Source organism: Bradyrhizobium sp. WBOS08, assembly GCF_024585125.1.
In the GTDB taxonomy this organism is placed as follows: Bacteria; Pseudomonadota; Alphaproteobacteria; order Rhizobiales; family Xanthobacteraceae; genus Bradyrhizobium; species Bradyrhizobium japonicum_B.
The window spans coordinates 4139768-4158418 of sequence record NZ_CP028988.1 but is presented as its reverse complement, the minus strand read 5'-3'; the positions used below and the strand labels follow the sequence as shown (position 1 = coordinate 4158418).

At 65.6% G+C, this 18651-nt stretch carries 16 protein-coding genes; 9 read left to right on the top strand and 7 right to left on the bottom strand.

Annotated elements, in window-relative coordinates:
• Nucleotides 1-4 precede the first annotated feature (4 nt).
• Nucleotides 5-3157, top strand: coding sequence for an efflux RND transporter permease subunit (locus DCM80_RS19550; protein ID WP_257193191.1), 3153 nt, complete (start codon nt 5-7; stop codon nt 3155-3157).
• 183 nt (nt 3158-3340) lie between these two features.
• Here the strand turns inward: DCM80_RS19550 and DCM80_RS19545 are convergent, their stop codons facing one another.
• Together DCM80_RS19545 and DCM80_RS19540 are read right to left on the bottom strand one after the other, a co-directional pair.
• Complete coding sequence (locus DCM80_RS19545; RefSeq protein ID WP_257193190.1) at nt 3341-5608, bottom strand: cation:proton antiporter; 2268 nt, start codon at nt 5606-5608, stop codon at nt 3341-3343.
• Nucleotides 5609-6136: 528 nt separating this feature from the next.
• A complete protein-coding gene (locus DCM80_RS19540) occupies nt 6137-7309 on the bottom strand; it encodes an MFS transporter (RefSeq protein ID WP_257193187.1) in 1173 nt (390 codons plus the stop codon).
• 52 nt (nt 7310-7361) lie between these two features.
• Here DCM80_RS19540 and DCM80_RS19535 point away from each other — a divergent pair, with 52 nt between their 5' ends.
• Together DCM80_RS19535 and DCM80_RS19530 are read left to right on the top strand one after the other, a co-directional pair.
• The gene (locus DCM80_RS19535; RefSeq protein WP_257193186.1) at nt 7362-8186 is read left to right on the top strand and encodes a helix-turn-helix transcriptional regulator; all 825 of its coding nucleotides are present in this window, start codon (nt 7362-7364) and stop codon (nt 8184-8186) included.
• Between the two features lie 290 nt (nt 8187-8476).
• The gene (locus DCM80_RS19530; RefSeq protein ID WP_257193184.1) at nt 8477-9829 is read left to right on the top strand and encodes a malonyl-CoA decarboxylase; all 1353 of its coding nucleotides are present in this window, start codon (nt 8477-8479) and stop codon (nt 9827-9829) included.
• Between the two features lie 129 nt (nt 9830-9958).
• On the opposite strand, the gene tarD is transcribed toward DCM80_RS19530, so the two are convergent.
• From tarD to DCM80_RS19505, 5 genes are all read right to left on the bottom strand, one after another.
• Nucleotides 9959-11128 (bottom strand): D(-)-tartrate dehydratase, encoded by a 1170-nt coding sequence (gene tarD, locus DCM80_RS19525; protein WP_257193183.1) that lies wholly within the window; start codon nt 11126-11128, stop codon nt 9959-9961.
• 135 nt (nt 11129-11263) lie between these two features.
• Nucleotides 11264-11506: a DUF3297 family protein gene (locus DCM80_RS19520; protein WP_257193182.1), complete on the bottom strand. Its 243-nt coding sequence runs from the start codon at nt 11504-11506 to the stop codon at nt 11264-11266.
• A gap of 11 nt (nt 11507-11517) precedes the next feature.
• On the bottom strand, nt 11518-11994 hold the full coding sequence (locus DCM80_RS19515; protein WP_257193180.1) for a glutathione peroxidase: 477 nt from the start codon (nt 11992-11994) through the stop codon (nt 11518-11520).
• 2 nt (nt 11995-11996) lie between these two features.
• A complete protein-coding gene (locus DCM80_RS19510; RefSeq protein ID WP_257193178.1) occupies nt 11997-13397 on the bottom strand; it encodes an amidase family protein in 1401 nt (466 codons plus the stop codon).
• A 272-nt stretch (nt 13398-13669) separates the two neighbouring features.
• Complete coding sequence (locus tag DCM80_RS19505) at nt 13670-13927, bottom strand: hypothetical protein (protein ID WP_257193176.1); 258 nt, start codon at nt 13925-13927, stop codon at nt 13670-13672.
• 265 nt (nt 13928-14192) lie between these two features.
• Between DCM80_RS19505 and pqqA the strand changes: the two genes are divergently transcribed.
• The 6 genes from pqqA to pip all read left to right on the top strand — a co-directional run bounded on the left by pqqA (nt 14193) and on the right by pip (nt 18587).
• Entirely contained in the window at nt 14193-14273 is an 81-nt protein-coding gene (gene pqqA, locus DCM80_RS19500) for a pyrroloquinoline quinone precursor peptide PqqA (RefSeq protein WP_007595659.1), read from the top strand.
• A gap of 131 nt (nt 14274-14404) precedes the next feature.
• Nucleotides 14405-15334: a pyrroloquinoline quinone biosynthesis protein PqqB gene (pqqB, locus tag DCM80_RS19495; RefSeq protein ID WP_257193175.1), complete on the top strand. Its 930-nt coding sequence runs from the start codon at nt 14405-14407 to the stop codon at nt 15332-15334.
• A gap of 20 nt (nt 15335-15354) precedes the next feature.
• Nucleotides 15355-16110 carry a pyrroloquinoline-quinone synthase PqqC gene (pqqC, locus tag DCM80_RS19490; RefSeq protein WP_373569416.1) on the top strand — a complete coding sequence of 252 codons (756 nt, stop codon included), beginning with the start codon at nt 15355-15357 and terminating at the stop codon, nt 16108-16110.
• A gap of 11 nt (nt 16111-16121) precedes the next feature.
• Nucleotides 16122-16433: a pyrroloquinoline quinone biosynthesis peptide chaperone PqqD gene (pqqD, locus tag DCM80_RS19485; protein WP_257193173.1), complete on the top strand. Its 312-nt coding sequence runs from the start codon at nt 16122-16124 to the stop codon at nt 16431-16433.
• Nucleotides 16430-17611 carry a pyrroloquinoline quinone biosynthesis protein PqqE gene (gene pqqE / locus DCM80_RS19480; RefSeq protein WP_257193172.1) on the top strand — a complete coding sequence of 394 codons (1182 nt, stop codon included), beginning with the start codon at nt 16430-16432 and terminating at the stop codon, nt 17609-17611. The genes pqqD and pqqE overlap by 4 nt, the downstream gene beginning before the upstream one ends.
• On the top strand, nt 17601-18587 hold the full coding sequence (gene pip / locus DCM80_RS19475) for a prolyl aminopeptidase (protein WP_257193171.1): 987 nt from the start codon (nt 17601-17603) through the stop codon (nt 18585-18587). Before pqqE ends, pip begins: the two co-directional genes overlap by 11 nt.
• Nucleotides 18588-18651: the final 64 nt, after the last annotated feature.

Below are 18651 nucleotides of genomic sequence, written 5' to 3'. Positions count from 1 at the left end.
AGCCATGATCTCAAAATTCTTCATCGAGCGGCCGGTCCTCTCGAACGTCATCGCGCTGTTGATGATCCTCATCGGCGGCGTCGCGCTGTTCAACCTCGCCGTCGCGCAATATCCCGACGTGGTGCCGCCGACCGTGCAGGTCACCACGCGCTATCCCGGCGCCAGCGCCAAGACCGTGATCGACACCGTGGCGCTGCCGATCGAGCAGCAGGTCAACGGTGTCGAGGACATGCTCTACATGCAGTCCTACAGCGGCTCCGACGGCACCTACACGCTGACGGTGACCTTCAAGATCGGCACCGACCTCAACTTCGCGCAGGTGCTGGTGCAGAACCGCGTCTCCAGCGCGCTGTCGCAATTGCCGCAGGCGGTGCAGAACCAGGGCGTCACCGTGCAGAAGCGGTCGACCTCGATCCTTCTGTTCGTGACGCTGACCTCGCCGGATTCGCGCTACGACAGCCTCTATCTGAGCAACTACGCCACCATCAACATCCGCGACGAGCTCTCGCGCCTGCCCGGCGTCGGCAACGTCACCGTGTTCGGCGCCGGCCAGTATTCGATGCGGGTCTGGCTCGATCCCAACAAGCTGCAGGTCCGTGGCCTGGTGCCGCAGGACGTCATCCAGGCGATCCAGCAGCAGAGCCAGCAGGTCGCCGCCGGCCAGGTCGGCGCGCCGCCGACGCCGCCGGGACAGGCGTTCCAGTACACGCTCAACGTCAACGGACGGCTCGACGACACCGGCCAGTTCGAGAACATCATCGTCAAATCGGGCTCGAGCGGCGACGTCACGCGCGTGCGCGACGTCGGCTGGGTCGAGCTGGGGGCGCAGACCTACAGCCAGATCTTCTCGCTGAACAAGCAGCCGGCGGTCGGCATCGGCGTATTCCAGTCACCCGGCGCCAACGCGCTCCAGGTTGAGAAGGCCGTCGAGAAGAAGATGGCCGAGCTCGCCAAGCGGTTTCCGGAAGGCATCAAATACGACACGCCGTTCGACACCACCAAGTTCGTCGAGGCCTCGGTGCACGAGGTCTACATGACGCTGATCGAGGCCGGCCTTCTGGTGCTGGTCGTGATCCTGGTGTTCCTGCAGGACTGGCGCGCGATGCTGGTGCCGGCCACCACCGTGCCCGTCACCATCATCGGCGCCTTCGCCGCGATGGCGGCGCTCGGCTTCACCATCAACATGTCGACGCTGTTCGCGATCGTGCTGGCGATCGGCATCGTAGTCGACGACGCCATCGTCGTGGTCGAAGGCGCCGCGCACAACATCGAGCAGGGCATGAACGGCCACGACGCCGCGATCAAGGCGATGGACCAGCTGTTCGCGCCGATCGTCGGCATCACCCTGGTGCTGATCTCGGTGTTCCTGCCGGCCTCTTTCCTTGCCGGCCTCACCGGACGGATCTACTCGCAGTTCGCGCTGGTAATCGCGGCGACCGCGCTGCTGTCCGCCATCAACGCGGCGACCTTGAAGCCGACGCAATGCGCGCTGTGGCTGCGGCCGGCGGTGCCGCCGGAGCAACGCAATTTCTTCTACCGCGGCTTCAACGCGGTCTATGACCGCGTCGAGCGCGGCTATACGAGGCTGATCACTTTCCTCGTCAAGCACGCCACGATCTCGGTCGCGTTCGCGCTGCTGGTCATCGGCGCCAGCGGCTACGGCCTGTCGCGGGTGCCGACCGGCTTCCTGCCGATCGAGGACCAGGGCTATCTGATCGCCGCCGTCCAGCTGCCCGACGGCGCCGCCTTGGAGCGGACCCAGAACGTGCTCGATCGCGCCAGCGAGATCATCAAGGACACGCCTGGCGTGGCGCAGGTCATCACCATCGCCGGCATCTCGGCGCTCGACAACAGCGCCAGCCTCGCCAATGCCGGGGTCGCCTACATCATCCTGAAGGATTGGGACGCCCGCAAGGGGCCCGGCGAGGATCTGCGCTCGCTGGTCTACGGCCTCAACGACAAGCTCGCGACCATCATGGAAGCGCGCACCATCGTGCTGCCGCCGCCGCCGATCCAGGGCATCGGCAACGCCGCCGGCTTCTCGATGCAGGTCGAGCTGCGCGACGGCAACAGCGATTTCGCCAAGCTGCAGGCCATCACTGCGGCGGTGGTCGCGAACGGCCAGAGCCAGAGCGCACTGCAGCGCGTGCAGTCATCGTTCCGCTCCTCGGTGCCGCAGTTCAACGTCGAGATCGACCGGGTCAAGACCCAGACGCTGCACGTCACCACCGATCAGGTGTTCGCAGCGCTGTCGACCTATCTCGGCTCGTCCTATGTCAACCAGTTCAACAAGTTCGGCCGCGTGTTCCAGGTCTACACCCAGGCCGATCCCGCCTTCCGCGTCACCGAGCGCGACATCGCCAACATGATGGTGCGCAACTCCAACGGCGACATGATCCCGATCGGCACCGTCGCCAAGATCACGCCGGCCACCGGCCCATCGCTGATCAGCCTCTACAACCTCTATCCGTCCTCGACCGTGATCGGCCTGCCGGCACAGGGCTACTCCTCCGGCCAATCCCTGAAGCTGATGGAGGAGATCGCGGACAAGACGCTGCCGCCGGGCACCGGCTATGAATGGACCGCGATGTCCTACCAGGAGAAGGCGGTCTCGAACCAGATCTACTGGGTGTTCGGCCTTGCCATGCTGCTGGTCTATCTCGTGCTCGCTGGCCAGTACGAGAGCTGGTACGCGCCGATCTCGGTGATCCTCGCGGTGCCGCTGTCGCTGCTCGGGCCGATGCTGATCCTCTCCGGGCTCAAGATTGACAACAATCTCTACTGCCAGATCGGCCTGATCCTGCTGATCGCGCTGTCGGCCAAGAACGCGATCCTGATCGTCGAGGTCGGGCTCGAGCTGCACGGCCGCGACGGCAAGCCGGTGCTGGAAGCCGCGATCGAAGCGGCCCGCGCGCGCTTCCGCCCGATCCTGATGACCTCGTTCGCCTTCATCCTCGGCGTGGTGCCGCTGGTGCTCGCCACCGGCGCCGGCGCCAGCGCGCGCAAGTCGATCGGCATCACCGTGTTCTCGGGCATGCTGGCCTCGACCTGCCTCGCGGTGCTGTTCGTGCCGGCCTTCTTCGTCGTGGTGCAGCGCTTCGAGAACTGGCGGGCGAGCAAGAAGGCGCCGAAGGTGGTGGCGGAGCTGAAGCCTTAGGAGCCGCTGCTTCGGGTCACCTCTCCCGAAGGGAGAGGTCGGAGCGCATCGAAGATGCGTTCCGGGTGAGGGGTTACAGTCGCACCGAATACTGCGGCCCCTCACCCGGATTGCTGCGCAATCCGACCTCTCCCCGCTGGGGAGAGGTGAAGCGCTCCGGCCGCAGCAAATAAGTCGATCAGTTCAACCCTTCTCCACCGCAGCCGGCCGCGCCTCGCCGCTCGACACCAGCAGCACCGAGACCTTCGACTGCCTGAGCACGGCATCGGCGACGCCGCCGAAGGAGAGGTGGTCGCCCTGGATGCGGTCAACGCCCATGACGACGAGATCGACGTCGGTGGTGTCGATCTCGCGCAGGATCGCGACTTCCGGCGCCCGGTTCACCCGCAGCGTGGTGGTGAAGTCGACGTCGTAGCGGGCGGCAAGATCGCTGGCGTCCTTGAGGATGCCGGCCTCCTGGCCGAGGCCGCGGGAGGTGCCGCGCTGCGCGCCCTTGTCGCGCGTGGTCGCGACGTAGATCATGCGGAGCGAGCCCGATCCTCCTTGCGCCAGCGCGACCGCGACCTCGGCGCCGCGCTTGGAGATGGCGCTGCCGGAGACCGGAATGAGCATGTTGAGCCCGTCGGGATTCGGCTGCTTCAGGTGCTTGCCCTTCGCCGCGGCGATCGCGAGCGGTCCCTCGAACGTCGCGGCGATGTCCTCGATCTTGCGGTCGAAGCGATCCTTGGTCGCGGCGACCTTGTCGATGCCGACGACGAGGAGATCAAAGCCCTTGCGCGCCTCCTCGATGATGGTCTCGCCGAGCTCGGCACGCCTTGCGCGGGTGACGACATCGATGCTGCCGGTGTCCTCTTCCTTGCTGGCCGCCACTACCTCGGCCGCCTTCTTCACCACGGCTTCGTGGCTCTTCTCCTCCTCGCGGCTCTTCTCCTGCTCCTTGGCGTTTCGGCCGATGTGCAGCACGGTAATCGGCAGGCCGCGCATGCCGGCGATCAGGCCCGCGAGGTGGGCGGCAAAGGTGGCGTTGACGCTTTCGTCCACCGCCAGCAGAGGCCGCTCGAGATTGGCGAGGAAGCCGCGCTTCTCGAATTCCTCCCGCTCCAGCCGCTCCTTCTCCTCCTTGTTCATCGGCAGCCTCGCCAACGCTGCGCGCAGCATCGGGGGCATCGCCATCGTGGTCACGATCGCCATGGTCACGATCATCGTGAACAGGTTCTGGCTGAGCACGCCGATCGACAGGCCGATGGTGGCGATGATCACCTCGGTCGAGCCGCGCGCGTTCATGCCGCTCGCCAGCGCCAGCGATTCCCGCTTGCTGAGGCCGCCCAATGCGCCGCCGACGAAGGCGCCGCCGAACTTGCCGACGCTGGCGATCAGGACCAGGAGGCCGGTGAGCATCAGCAGACCGGGATCGCGCAGCACGGAGAGATCGGCGGCGAGGCCGGCAAGGCCGAAGAACACCGGCATGAAGAAGCTGGAGATCAGGCCGCGCAGGCGCTCGTCGATCTGCCGTGTCAGGATCGGCGACTCCCCGACCAGGATGCCGGCGACGAAGGCGCCAAGCACGGTGTGGACGCCGATGGCATGCGTGATCATCGCCATCACGCACATCAGCAGCAGGATCACCGTGATGACCGCCGCGGCGCTGACGAGGTTGTCGTTGGCCCAGCGGATCAGCTGAAACACCAGGCGGCGGCCGATCGTGAAGCTGACCGCGAGGAACAGCAGCGTCCCCAGCACCGCCTTCGCCACCGAGGCGATGTCCAGCGTGCCGTGCGAAGCCAGGCTGAAGATGACGGCGATGATGATCCAGCCGATGGTGTCGTCGATGACGGCGGTCGCGACGATGACCTGGCCGACATTGCGGCGCATGAAGTTCATCTCGCGCACGACCACCGCGACGATCTTGACCGAGGAGATCGACAGCGCCGTGCCCATGAACAGCGAGGCCACCAGGCGCTGTTCCGGATTGGGCAGCAGCGCATCGGGCAGGAACTCGCCGAGCGCGAAGCCGCAGGCAAACGGCACGACGATGCCTGCGATCGAGATCGCGACCGCGGCCCTGCCGACCTTCCGGACCAGCTTGAGATCGGTCTCCATGCCGGTGAGCAGCAAAAGCAGCAGGATGCCGACCTGCGCGATGCCGTCGAGCATCGCCTTCTGCTCGGGCGACTTGGGGAAGAGCGCTGCTTGCGCCTCCGGCCAGATCCAGCCGAACAGCGACGGCCCGAGAATGATGCCGGCGAGCAATTCGCCGATCACCGAGGGCTGGCCGATCCGCTGCATGATCTCGCCGAGGCCGCGGCCGACCGCGATCAGCAGCACGATCTGCGCCACCAGCAGGAATTCGGACGGGCCGGCCGCTTTGCCCGCTTCAGCGCCGGCCGCAATGGTGGTGAGGACGAGCGCCGCCGGGACAAGGCCGGCCGATCGGAGCAGGCGCGAGAGCATGCAGATAATTTCCCCCTTCACCCCCGGCGTCGGGGCCATGGAGATAGAACCCGCAGCAGGTGGAGCCGGTTCCAGAGGCGTGAGGCGGCCGACGAGGGCAAAAAGTCGAAAACAACCCCATGCACAGTAGGGATCGGGTTGAAAAGGCTCGGGAAAATTTCGGCCTTGCCGAAGCGGTTTGCGCCGTCGGGCAAAACAGGAGTTGGGCGGGATGATGGACGGCGCGAGCGATGGGAGAGAATTGCACAGCTGCTGCCTCATCCTCCGTCATTGCGAGGAGCCCTTGCGACGAAGCAATCCAGAATCTCTCCGCGGAAACATTCTGGATTGCTTCGCTACGCTCGCAATGACGGTCGAGAGACTCGTGCCCCGGACGCAGCGCAGCGCCACTTCGGCGGTGCGCTGCTGAGCCGGGGCGCCCTGCGACACGGGACACTCGCGGCCTCTGGGTCCCGGCTCTGCGCAGCAGCGCACCGGACGATGCTTCGCATCGCCGGGAGCGCTGCAGCTTGTCCGGGACACGGCAGCTCACACCGCGTGGGGGGTCCGGATCTCTCGCGGCAGGATGATCGCGGCTGCGATCGCGAGCAGGCAGAGGCCGGCGAAGGCGTGCAGCATGGTGACGAAGCCGCCCTGCTCGTAGAGCCAGGCGACCAGGCCGACCGAGGCGCCGGCCGCGGTGAAGCCGATGAAGTAACGCACGGCATAGGCGCGCGAGCGCCATTCCTCGCTAGTGTATTTGCCGACCATGGCGTCGTTGACCGTGACCTGCCCGAACGCCCCCATGACGATGCCGATCGAAACCAGGATCAGCGGCAGATTCTCCAGGCTCGCGGCCAGATACAGGAACGGCGCCAGCATGAAGGACAGCGGCAATGCCACCGTCTTCAGCGAATAGCGGTCGAGCAGCCGGCCGATCGTGTACTGCGTCATCGCGCCGAATACATAGACGCAGGCGGCGATGGCCCCGAGCAGCGCCGGGCTCTTGGTCAAGTCCGCGAGACGCTCGGCGAACAATTTTGGCAGCGCCACGGTGACGGCGTTGAACGTCGTGGAGATCGCGATCACCACGATCAGCAGCGACAGCACCACGCGCCACATGTCCTGCCTGGCCACCCGCGCCTGCGCCGCCGCCTGTTTCGAGCCCTTGCGGTCCTCGTGCACGACCATGATCGCAAAGGCGATGCCGATCAGGATCGTGACCGCGCCGGGAATGATGAAGGCGAAGCGCCAGCCGAGATATTGGCCGATCACGCCGGTGACGAGCGCCGAGGACGCCACGCCGAGATTGCCCCAGACGCCGTTGATGCCCATCTCGCGGCCGAGCCGATCGGCATAGGACACGATCATGGCGGTGCCGACGGGATGATAGATCGACGCAAAGATGCCGATCGCCAGCAGCGTGGCGCCGAGCTGCGCCGGGGTCTGCACGAAGCCGACAGCGACCATGGACGCCCCGATGCCGACGAAGAAGATCAGCATCATGTGGCGGCGGCTCCAGCGGTCGCCGAGCCAGCCGGTGAGCAGCGAGCCCGCGCCGAACGCCACGAAGCCAGGTGTCGCGTAGGGCAAAAGTTCCGAATAGGCCATGCCGAGCGCCGGGCCCATGATGATGACGGCGGCGGCGAAGATCAGCATCGAATAATGGTCGATGAAATGGCCTGCGTTGACGAAACTGATGACCCGACTGGGGCTGTTCATTCCCGAATCCTCTCCTGCTCCGAAATGAGTTATATGTCCTCCCCATGACGGGATGCCGCCAATGACTGTCTTTGAAACGCCAATTTTGGAAACGCCAGTCCTGCGTGAGGTCCGCAGCAATCATCGCTCCCCCGCGGGTGTGCATCTGGTCGCGCGCGACTATCCCAGGGGCATGCGGATCGATCCGCATTTACACCGCGAGGCGCAGCTGATCTATGCTGCCAGGGGCACCATGCAGGTGACGACGCCTGGGGGGCGCTGGCTGGTGCCGCCGGACCGGGCGGTATGGGTCCCGGCCGGGCTCGAGCACGCCATTGACCTGCTTGCCGACATCGAGATGCGCACGCTGTATTTCGATCTCGCCTGGTTGAAGCGCGAGCAGCGCTACGACGGCCTGACCAGGGAATTCGTGGTGCGGGTGTCGCCGCTGCTCAACCAGGCCATCCTGGCGCTGTTCGACGTGCGCAATACGGAAGAGCGCACCGAGCTCCTGGTTCGCCTGGTGATGCTGGAATTGCACCAGGCCGAGGATTCCACGACGTTCGTGCCGCTGCCGCGCGAAGTGCGCTGCCGGCGCGCCGCGCTGATCGTGCTCGACGATCCCACCGCCCTGCACGACATCGACACGCTGGCGCGGGCGGTCGGAACCTCGGCGCGGACGCTGTCGCGGCTGTTCTCGACGGAGACGCAGCTCAGCTTCAAGAGCTGGTGCCAGCGCGCGCGGATCGCCGCGGCGATCCAGCGCCTGTCGACCGATGCCAGCGTGTCGGTGAAGCAGCTCGCGACCCAGCTCGGCTATGCCAGCGTGCCGGCATTCTCGGCCGCGTTCCGGCAGGTGACGGGACGCACGCCGACGGAGTTTGCGGGGAAGGGTTAGCCACTCGCTCGGTGTCATTGCCCGCGAAGGCGGGCAATCCAGTATTCCACCGGCGGCGGTGATAAAACAGATGGGCTGCGGCGTACTGGATGCCCCGCCTTCGCGGGGCATGACATCGTGTTTGGGGCGAGGACGCGCCCCCATATCACCCCGCCTTCGCCCGGCATGACCGCATTCTCCAAACGCACGGCCCGACTAAAGTTGCCGCATTCCTCCGCTTGATTGTGATCGGCTTCCACCCAAATCCCGTGTAAGCTTCCGCAACGCACAAACCTGATACGAAAGCCCCTATGGCCAATGCCTTCTTCTCCGACCTGCTCGCCACCATCTCCGAGCGCGGCCGCACGCTGCTTCGTCGCGGCGAATCCGCCGACACCGGACGGGATGCCGACGGGTTGCTCGAGCTGTGCGATGCGCTGCTGTCGGGCCGGGGCGAAGCATCGGGTATCGCCATCGCGCGCGAGGTGCTCGACATCTACCGCGAGCTCGATGCGGCGGGACGGCGCGCCTTCTTCGAAGGGCTGGTGCGCGACTTCGGTCCGGACCGGGAGCGCCTCTCCAGGGCGATCGAGACATGGCGCGCCGCGCCGAGCGACGAAGACGCGAGCTCGCTGCATTTCGCCTCGGAGCCGCGGCGGCAGGAGCTGATCCGAAGGCTCAACCGCGCGCCCGGCGGCACCGGCGACCTCGTCGCCATGCGCGCCGATCTGCTCGACATGATGAACGGGCACACCGATCTCGCCGCGCTCGACCGCGACGTCTCGCATCTTCTTTCTTCGTGGTTCAACAGGGGGTTTCTCGTGCTGCGCAGGATCGACTGGTCGACCCCGGCCAACATCCTCGAAAAGATCATCCGTTACGAGGCCGTGCACGAGATCTCGGACTGGGACGATCTGCGCCGCCGCATCGATCCGGTCGACCGCCGCTGCTACGCCTTCTTCCACCCCGCGATGGTGGACGAGCCCCTGATCTTCGTCGAGGTGGCGCTGACCGAGACCATCCCGGGCGCGATCGCGCCGCTGCTTGCGGTCGACCGCCAGCATCTGCCGATCGAGCGTGCGCGCACCGCCGTGTTCTATTCGATCTCCAACACCCAGCGCGGCCTCGGCGGCATCTCCTTCGGCAGCTTCCTGATCAAGCAGGTGGTGGAGGAGCTGCGGCGCGAGACGCCGAAGCTCGACACCTTCGTGACGCTGTCGCCGGTACCCGGCTTCATGGCATGGGTGAAGCAGGACAAGGATCTGCCGCTGTCGGACGAGGACCGCGAGGTACTGAAGCGCCTGGACGATCCCAAATGGTTCGAGAGCCCGGAGACGACGTCGCTGCTCCGCGCCGTGATCGAGCCGCTGGCCGCGCATTACTTCCTCAAGGCGCGCACGCCGAAGGGCAAGCTGATCGATTCCGTCGCCCGCTTCCATCTCGGCAACGGCGCCCGGCTCGAGCGCATCAACTGGCTGGGTGACCTCTCGCCGAAGGGGCTGCGCGAATCCGCCGGCGTGATGGTCAACTACCTCTACCGCCTCGACGACATCGAGAAGAACCACGAGGCTTACGCCAATGACGGCGAGGTGGTGGCGTCGAGCGCGGTGAAGAAGCTGCTGAAGAGCGAAGGACGAAGGCTGCTGGACATGCGGTTGTCGTAGGAGCGGTCGACTCGCACCACATCGTCATTGCGAGGAGCGTAGCGACGAAGCAATCCAGACCGCCGCCGCAGAACGACCCTGGATTGCTTCGCTACGCTCGCAATGACGGTGTGTGTGGCGACAGTCGGGCTACTCCGCCAGCGCCTTCATCTCCTTGTAGAGATCGGATTTGCCTTCGAAGCCGATGCCCGGCAAATCCGGCATGGTGATGTGGCCGTTCTCGACGCGGACGCCATCCGGAAAGCCGCCATAGGGCTGGAACAGGTCGGGATAGCTCTCGTTGCCGCCGAGGCCCAAGCCTGCGGCGATGTTGAGCGACATCTGGTGGCCGCCGTGGGGGATGCAGCGGCTGGGGGACCAGCCGTGGGTCTTCAGCACCTGCAGCGTGCGCAGGTATTCGCACAGGCCGTAGGACAGCGCGCAATCGAATTGCAGCCAGTCGCGGTCCGGGCGCATGCCGCCGTAGCGGATCAGGTTGCGGGCGTCCTGATGGCTGAAGAGATTCTCGCCGGTGGCCATCGGGCCGGGATAGAATTCGGCGAGCGCAGCCTGCAGCGCATAGTCGAGGGGATCGCCGGCCTCCTCGTACCAGAACAGCGGATAGTCGCGCAGCATCTTGGCGTAGGCGATGCCGGTCTCCAAGTTGAAGCGGCCGTTGGCGTCGACGGCGAGCTGCGCGTCCTTGCCGATCTCTTCCAGCACGGCCTCGATGCGCTTGCGGTCCTCGCCGATATCGGCACCGCCGATCTTCATCTTCACGACGTTGTAGCCGCGATCGAGATAGCCGCGCATCTCGCCGCGCAGCATCGACAGGCCCTTGCCCGGATAGTAATAGCCGCCGGCGGCGTAGACGAAGACGCGCGGATTGGCGGTGACGCCGTGGCGTTCGGCGAGCAGGCGGAACAGCGGCTTGCCCGCGATCTTCGCCACCGCGTCCCACACCGCCATGTCGATGGTGCCGACCGCGACCGAGCGCTCGCCATGGCCGCCGGGCTTCTCGTTGGTCATCATCGCGGCCCAGACCCTGTCGGGATCGAGATTGCCGCCGGCTTCATCGAGCAACGATCTCGGATCGGCCTCCAGGATGCGCGCGGCGAACCGCTCGCGGATCAGGCCGCCCTGGCCGTAGCGGCCGTTGGAGTTGAAGCCGTAGCCGACGACGCGCTTGCCGTCGCGCACCACATCGGTGACGACGGCGACGAGGCTGGTCGTCATCCTGGTGAAGTCGATATAGGCGTTGCGGATCGGGGACGAGATCGGCTTGGTGATCTCGCGGACGTCGACGATGCGGACGGACATGGGATGGCCTTTCACTTTCGTCATTGCGAGGAGCGAAGCGACGAAGCAATCCAGACTGCCTCAACGGTGAGATTCTGGATTGCTTCGCTTCGCTCGCAATGACGTGGAGAGAGCGCGGCGCGCGCCGCGCGACAGCTACCTCTTATCCCTGAAATACGGCTCGACGGGCCCGTGCACCTTGATGGTCAGCGGGTTGCCGTGGCGGTCCTTGGCGTTGCCGGCGGTGACGCGGACCCAGCCTTCGCTGATGCAGTACTCCTCGACATTGGTCTTCTCGATGCCCTTGAAGCGGATGCCGACGTCGCGCGACAGGATATCCGCGTTGTAATAGGGGCTGTTCGGATCGACCGACAGGCGGTCCGGAAATTCGTCGCTCATGATTGTCTCGCTCACAACAGTGTTTCGATTCGAGTCCGCAATGCTTCGGGCCGGGCGGTCGGCGCATAGCGCGCGACCACGCGGCCGTCACGGTCCACCAGGAATTTGGTGAAATTCCATTTGATGGAGGCGCCCAACAGGCCCGATTGTTGGCGTTTCAGGTACGCATACAGAGGGTGCGCATTTGCGCCGTTGACGTCCACCTTCTCGAACAGCGGGAAGGTGACGGCGTAATTGGCCAAGCAGAACGCCTGGATCTCGCTCGCCTGGCCCGGCTCCTGCGCACCGAACTGGTTGCAGGGAAAGCCGAGCACGAAGAAGCCGCGCGGCGACAGATCGCGATGCAGATCCTCCAGGCCGCGATATTGCGGCGTGAAGCCGCATTTGCTCGCGGTGTTGACGATCAGCAGCACCTGCCCCGCGAAACGCCTCAGAGCGACCTCCTCGCCGGCAAGCGAGTTGGCCTTGAAGTCGTAGATGGCGGACATCGCTAGCCCACGGGGTCGATCGGCGACGGCGGCACGCCGCCGGCCTCGATCGCTTCGCCCGCGAGCAGGCAGAGATCCTCGCGATAGCGGCCGGACACGACGTGCACGCCGACCGGCGCCTTGCCGACGAGGCCGGTGGAGACCACGAGGCCCGGCAATCCCATGAAGGGGATGGCGATCTGCGGCAGCTGCGCTTCCCACACCCGCTTGAAGGATTCGTCGTCCTTGCGGTCGAGGTGATCCGGGAACGGCAGCTCGCCCGAGACCGGCGTCAGCAGCACGGCATACTTTTCGAAGAACAGCATCCACTCGCGCGTCAGCGTGGCGCGTCGGGTCAGCGCCTTGGCGTAATTGGCCTGGTCCATCGGCGTCACCCTGGCGCGGTTGCCGCGCAGGCACGCCAGCGCGCCGGGATCGCCCTCGCGCTCGGCCATCTCGAGCTGCGCCTCGTAGCCGTCGCCGAGCCAGAGCTTGATCTGCCACTCCACCGCCTCGCGCATCGGCGGCGTATCCTCGATCACGTCGACGGTCCAACCGGCGCGCTCCAGCCGCTTGCCGGCATCGCTCACCGCCGCCTTCACCTCCGGTGTGGTGGCAAGGCCGCCGGGATTGAGGCAAAGCGCGGCGCGCTTGTCCCGCGCCGGGCCTTGCAGCGGCACCGGCACGAACCAGGGATCGCGGATGTCGCGGGCCGCCATGGCTTCGAGCGAAATTCGGAGGTCGTTGACAGTGCGCGCCAACGGACCCGACACCGCCATGATCTGCGGCCCGATCGGGCGCTCCGGCAGCGCGGGGTTGAAGGCGGGGATGCGGCCCAGGGTCGGACGCAGGCCGTGCACGCCGCAGGCATAGGCGGGATAGCGGATCGAGCCGGCAATGTCGGTGCCGTGGGCGATGTGGCCAATGCCGGCCGCGACCGCGGAACCGGCGCCGCCGGAGGAGCCGCCCGGCGTCAGCGATGCATCGCGCGGGTTTTTGGTGTCGCCGTGGATCAGATTGGTGGTGAACCAGCGATAGGAGAAGGCCGGGCAATTGGTGCGGCCGAGCAGAATGGCGCCGGCTTTGCGGAAATTGGCGACGACGGGATTGTCCTCGCGCGCGATCACGTCGCGCTGCAGCTTCAGGCCGTTGGTGGTGGCAAAGCCTTCCTGGTCGACATTGGCCTTGATGGTGACGGGCACGCCGGCGAGCACGCCGGGGTCCTCGCCTCGCGCGATGGCGGCATCGACGGCGTCGGCCTGCTTGAGCACGTCGTCCGGCCGGTGGTCGATCACCGCATTGAGCTGGGGATTGACGGCATCGAGCCGGGAAAGCCCGGCCTTGGCCGCCTCCCTGGCGGAGACTTTCCTGGATTTGACGAGGGTGGCGAGGTCGGCGGCCGACAGGCGCCAGAGATCTTGCATGGCTTGCTCCGTGTATCGGCGTCTTTTAGCGCCGGGAACGCAGCAAAGCCATGCGGATTTGGCGGGGGTTGAGGGGGGTTCACCTCTCCCGTAGGGAGAGGTCGGAGCGCATCGAAGATGCGTTCCGGGTGAGGGGTTGCGGTCTCCCCGTCTGCTGCGGCCCCTCAACCGGATTGCCATGGCGCGCAATCGCGCGCCCGAGCAATCCGACCTCTCCCCGTCGGGGAGAGGTGGCCACCGCCGCCGCGGCTGCGTTTGTCTGATGCCGACAGCTAATGCCTTGTCGCCGACTTGTCCGGCAGGTCCAGCAGCGCCTCGGTGAAGGGGAACTCCAGCACGACCTCGCCGTCGGTGTCGGTCACCTCGATCACCGCCTCGAGCAGGGCCCGTTGGGTGCCTTCCGACTTCACCACCTCCAGGATCATCTGGCGGGCGACCTCCCAGGCGCGGTCGGGATTGCGCAGTTCCTCGCCGTCAGGATCCACGATCAGTTCGTCGCCAATACGGGTGTTGAAGAAATATCTGGGCATGCCTGATCCAATGGGGTCGCCTGCAGATGATTGGAAGCCGTTCTAACTCACAACTCGTTTATCCCGGCAGGGATCACGACCTATCGGCGGTTTTTGCGAATGTCCATTGCGGATCTCTACTGCGGCAATGCGCTCGCTTCGCAGTGCAACAATTCCGCAGGCCTACTACCTAGGTCCGGGAAAATTTCACTAGCGAACTTCCCAGCCCGCATTAACTTAGCCAATGGGCGGATACGTCCGAATTCATCGAAAATGGAGAGCCAAAATGGCTTGGAAAGCCCCGAAGATCGTCGAAGTGCCCTGTGGCATGGAAATCAACATGTATGTGAGCGCCACCCGCAAGTAAGCCGGTTGGCGAACTCGCGTTCTGCGGCGGTGGATCTTTCGGTCACGAGCCGTTTCCGAAGGAAAAAATCCGTGTCGGCATCTGCGTCGGCCTGAGATCCACCGCGCGTGTTCCCTTCCAGGAGACGGATCATGCTTCGCGTCGTCGTCCTGGGCGCCGCAGCCGGCGGCGGAGTTCCCCAGTGGAATTGCGGCTGCGGGGGCTGCCGGGCGGCTCGCAAAGGCGGGCCTGAATTGCACCGGACGCAGGCCTCGGTCGCCTTCAGCGGCGACGGCGAGAACTGGTTCCTGATCAACGCCTCCCCCGACCTGCGTCAGCAATTGACCGCCACGCCGCAACTGCACCCCAGGCCCGGGGCGCTGCGTCATACCCCGATTGCGGGCGTGATCCTGACCAACAGCGAAGTGGACGCGGTGGCGGGCCTGCTCTCGATGCGCGAGAGTTCGCCGTTCACGATCTATGCGCATGACAAAGTGCTGGCGATCCTCGCCAGCAACAGCATCTTCAACGTGTTGAACGAGAAGCACGTGCGGCGCCAGCCGATCGGCATCAATGAACCTTTTGAGCCGCGCCTCGCGGACGGCGCACGTTCCGGACTCGAGGTGCTGCCCTTCGCGGTCTCGGGCAAGTCGGCCTGGTATCTGGAAGGCAAGGCGCATCCCGGCGGGAGCAGCGGCGACGGCGATACGCTGGGCCTGAAGATCACCGACAAGTCGACCGGCAAATATTTCTACTTCATCGCGGCCTGTGCCGACGTGACCGACGCGCTCAAGGCCGAGATCGACGGCGCCTCGCTGGTGTTCTTCGACGGCACCGTCTGGCGGGACGACGAGATGATCAGGGCCGGCCTCGGCCACAAGACCGGCAAGAGCATGGGACATGTCGCCATGTCCGGCGATGACGGCGCGATCGCGCGCCTCGCCGATCTCGATATCGACAGGAAGATATTTCTGCATATCAATAACTCGAACCCGGCGCTGCTGCCTGCCTCGCCCGAGCGCAAGCAAGCTGAAGCGGCGGGCTGGCAGATACCGGCGGATGGAACGGAGATCATGCTGTGACTACGGCATCAATGACTGGAATGACTGCGCTCTCGATCGGCAGGGATATCAGGCTCAACTCGGCCGAGGAGCTCGAGGCGACGCTGCGCCACATCGGCGCGACCCGCTATCACAGCCTGCATCCGTTCCATAAGCTGCTCCACGGCGGCAAGCTGAACAAGGGCCAGGTGCAGGCCTGGGCGCTCAACCGCTACTATTACCAGAGCACGATCCCGATCAAGGACGCGGTGGTGATCTCGCGCTTCCGCGACCGCGTCACCCGTCTGGAATGGCGCCACCGCATCGAGGACCATGACGGCGATCTCGGCGCCGAAGGCGGCATCGAGCGCTGGATCAAGCTGACCGAGGGTCTCGGCCTCGACACCGCCTACGTGGAATCCACCGAAGGCATCTTGCCGGCGACGCGCTTCGCGGTGGAAGCCTATGTCCATTACTGCCGTGAGAAGAGCCCGCTGGAGGCGATCGCCTCCTCGCTGACCGAGCTGTTCGCGCCGAGCATCCACGAAGAACGCATCGCCGGCATGCTGCAGCACTACGATTTCGTCAATCCCGACACCATGAGCTACTTCAAGCGCCGCCTGACGCAGGCGCCGCGCGATGCCAATTTCGCGCTCGACTACGTCAAGAGGCACGCCACGACGCCGGAGCAGCGCGCACAGGTATGCAACGCGCTGATCTTCAAGACCAACGTGCTGTGGGTGCAGCTCGACGCGCTCCAGCATGCCTATGTCGAGGGCCACATTCCGCCGGGCGCGTTCGTGCCCAAAGCAAGCTGAGAGGAAGATTGATGGCCGGGCCGCGTCACATCAGCGTCAGCGAGGCGAGCCGCCCCGTGCTGCCGCGGCATGCCAAGCTGAAATATGACCAGACCCGAAAGGTCTGGGTGATCCTGGCGCCGGAGCGCGTGCTGGCCCCGGACGAGATCGCGGTCGAGGTGCTGCAGCTCTGCGACGGCAAGCGCAGCGTCGGCGACGTCTCCGATCAGCTGGCGGCGAAATACGCAGCTCCCCGCGAGGCGATCCTGGCCGACGTCATCGTCATGCTGCAGGATCTCGCCGACAAGGGCTTTCTCACCGAGATCAGGGAGAAGACGTCATGAGCGACGTGACCATCCCACCCAGCGACAGCCTGACGGTGCTGGAGAAGCAGCGCTCGACCGCGGAGACCTTCGGCATCCCGCTCGCGGTGCTGCTCGAGATCACGCATCGCTGCCCGCTGCAATGCCCCTATTGCTCCAACCCGGTCGAGCTGGACCGCTCGGGCAAGGAGCTGACCACCGAGGAATGGAAGAAGGTCTTGAGCGAGCTCGCCGAGATCGGCGTGCTCCAGGTGCATTTCTCCGGCGGCGAGCCGACCGCGCGGAAGGATCTCGTCGAGCTGGTGAAGCACGCCAGCGATGTCGGGCTCTACAGCAATCTGATCACCTCGGCCGTGCTGCTGACGCGCGAGCGTTTGAGTGAGCTTGCCGATGCCGGGCTATGCCATGTGCAGATCTCCTTCCAGGGCATCGAGGAAGGCCTCGCCGACCGCGTCGCCGGCTACAAGGGCGGCCATCGCAAGAAGCTCGAGGTCGCCAAATGGACGCGCGAGCTCGATTTGCCGCTCACCGTCAACGCGGTGATGCACCGGCAGAATTTGCACCAGCTGCCTGACATCATCCAGATGTCGCTCGATCTCGACGCCGACCGGCTAGAGGTCGCCAACGTGCAATATTACGGCTGGGCGCTGAAGAACCGCGCAGCCTTGATGCCGACAGTGGCGCAACTGGACGAGTGCACTGAAATCGTCGAGGCGGCGCGCGAGCGGCTGAAGGGGCGGCTGACGATCGACTATGTCGTTCCCGATTACTACGCGCTGCGGCCGAAGAAATGCATGGGCGGCTGGGGCCGGCAGTTCTTCAACATCTCGCCCGCCGGCAAGGTGCTGCCCTGCCACGCCGCCGAGAGCATCACCGGGCTCGAATTCGAGTCGGTGCGCTCCAATCATTCGATCGCCTGGATCTGGCAGAATTCCGAGGCCTTCAACCGCTATCGCGGCACCGGCTGGATGAAGGAGCCGTGCAAGTCCTGCGAGTTCCGCGAGATCGATTTCGGCGGCTGCCGCTGTCAGGCCTTTGCGCTGACCGGGGACGCCGCCAACACCGATCCCGCCTGTGCGCTGTCGCCGCTGCATGAGACCATCTTCAAGCAGGCGGAAGCCGAGGCCGAGGGCGAGACCAGCCGCTTCCTCTATCGCAATTTCGCCGGCGGCACCCTGGAATCCGAGAATGGGACCTGACGCCGACGCAGGCACGGCGGCGCGACGCGCCGATCCCTTTGCGCCGCTGACTTCCGAAATGCTCGACGTCGGCGACGGCCATGAGCTCTACGTCGAGAGCGTCGGCCGCGCCGACGGAATCCCTGCGGTCTACCTGCACGGCGGACCCGGCAGCGGCTGCCAGCCGGACCATCGCCGGCTGTTCGATCCTGATCGTTTCTGCGCCGTATTGTTCGACCAGCGCGGCTGCGGCCGCAGCAGGCCGAAGGGCTCGCGCGCGCACAACACCACCGCGCATCTGATCGCGGACATGGAGACGATCCGCGGAAGGTTCGGCTTTGATCGATGGATGGTGGTCGGCGGCTCCTGGGGCGCCACGCTGGCGCTGGCTTACGCCGAGGCGCATCCCGAGCGCGTCTCCGGCATTGCCCTGCGCGCGACGTTCCTCGGCACGCGGGCCGAGGTCGAGACCGCCTTCACCTTGCGCCTGTCCCAGTTCTATCCTGCGCTCTACGAGGATTTCCTGAGCGTTCTGCCGCCTGACGAGCGCGAGCAACCGGCGGACGCCTATTGGCGCCGCATCCTCGATGCCGATCCGGCCGTGCACGGCCCTGCGGCGAGGGCCTGGCACGACACCGAGCGCGCGCTGTCCGAGCACAAGGCAGCGAAAACGCGGCTCGACCTCGCCTCGCTGAACGTCTGGCGCACGCTGCCGGCAACGCCGTTCATGGAGGCGCATTATTTCGTCAACAATTCCTTCATGAGCGAAGACCAGCTGTTGCGGAACGCGCATCGGCTCACCGGCATTCCCGGCATGATCGTGCAGGGCCGCTACGATCTGCTCTGTCCGCCGCAGACCTCACAGGCCCTTGCGAAAGTATGGCCCGGTTCCGAGCTTCGCATCGTGGAAGAAGCCGGACATTCGCTCTATGATCCCGGCGTGAGGGATGCGGTCATGAAGTCGATCGCGGACCTCGCGTCGAAGATCGCTCACTAGGGTCTATCTCCTCATCCTGAGGAGCGCGCCCTTCGCGCGCGTCTCGAAGGATGAAGGCCGAGAT